This window comes from Endozoicomonas sp. ONNA1 (assembly GCF_024606325.1).
GTDB lineage: Bacteria > Pseudomonadota > Gammaproteobacteria > Pseudomonadales > Endozoicomonadaceae > Endozoicomonas_A.
In genome coordinates this window covers 1-1400 of the sequence record NZ_JAHHPN010000037.1, presented here as the reverse complement: position 1 = coordinate 1400, position 1400 = coordinate 1, and the positions used below count along the sequence as shown (strand labels likewise).

Sequence of the window (1400 nt, the reverse complement as noted above, 5' to 3'; positions counted from 1 at the left end):
CAGCTTAAAAACGGCATCGGGAGCGTCGCTTTCAATGATGGCTATAAGCTGGTTCGCAAGTTCCTGAAGGTCTTGAGTCGTAGCCTTTTTTTCACTCTCCTCTCCATTGTCGTCTTTGCTGTCATCTCCACCTTCTCTGTCTTCATTGCCTTCTCCCGATGATCGGCTCTCCTGGCCTTCGGGTTCAAATCTCTGCTCCTTTTGATGATGGTTATCTTCGTCTTTTGATTCTTTGTCTGGAACCCTGCCAGAGGGTTCACCATCCCCATTACCTGCCTTCAAACCACCTGCATGATCTGTCTTCAAGGCTGTACGCTCAAGAAATAGCTTTAAACAGTTAAGCTGCCACTGAAGGTTTTCGCTGGCCGGGCAAGAGGTGTCACCACGCTGGAAGAGGGTGTTCCAGAAGTGAACATCGGTCAGTTGCTCACTATTCAGGAAATCAAGCCAACCAACGGGTATAACGGCTTCACTGGAAGAACCATCGGCATTGACGCGTGTTATTTTCAGACGTGTCGGGGATGGCTGTTCCTCAAGCGAGGCAGAATCCTTGCCTATGGACAGCAGCCATGAGATGACCGGTTGCAGGACCACCAGGTCGATTTCGAATAATCCCGTTGGCCAACCCCCTCCACCTCCCCAGGGTGGAGGGGGAGGCAAATAAAAGAAGCCCCCGTTGCCGCCACCGGATAAATCGACGTTGCCAGCGAGTTTGTCTCCTGTCAGCGTTCGTGTGTTGTTCCGGGTTTTCCCGGTTTCCAACCCAAGGTCAGTCAGGTTTTCGGTGTAGGCCAGAAGGGTGAGTGGGGGAGTATGAGGTTTGCTGCTCAGGGGTGGGTGGGTGTTTACGGAAGCCAGTTCTGGCCTGTCTGCCGTCGTGGATTTCAAACGAACAAGTGTGCCATTTTTAGAAGCCTGCTGGAAAACGGGGGTTTGTTCCCCGTTCATTATCACTAGTTGATAGCAATAGTTGCTCAGGTTATTCGTTACTGGTAGCGCAATACTGTTCGAGTCCGCTGGCACCACAGGTGTATTAAAGCAAAGGACGCTGTTTTGGTCATTGAAACCTTCCGGAAGCAGCAAGCTCAATTGCCACTGATTTACTTCCTGTTGCGGATCTGTACCCTCATTGATTTCAATCCGCACCTTGTGCCCATCGAAATGATGTCGGTCAATCAGGGTTGAGGAATAGCATAATGGCACATCCGCCAAAGCTAGCAGGGAAAGAACAAATGCTATGAATAAGCGGTAAAAATGCATTCAAATCTCACTAAACAACTTAAGTCAATAATAACAATCCTATCCTCTTCGTTTGATAGAAAACGCCACTACAATCTGTACTGACTTTCTGCCTTGGAAAAATAAAGGAACATCATTGGTCATTCTTGTTATTCGTAGTA

At 48.7% G+C, this 1400-nt stretch carries 1 protein-coding gene; it reads right to left on the bottom strand.

Going from position 1 to position 1400, the window contains the following annotated elements; all coding sequences use genetic code 11:
• On the bottom strand, window positions 1-1260 hold a 1260-nt coding region (locus KDK19_RS00900; protein WP_257291146.1), incomplete at its 3' end, for a hypothetical protein.
• Between the last annotated feature and the right edge of the window lie 140 nt (window positions 1261-1400).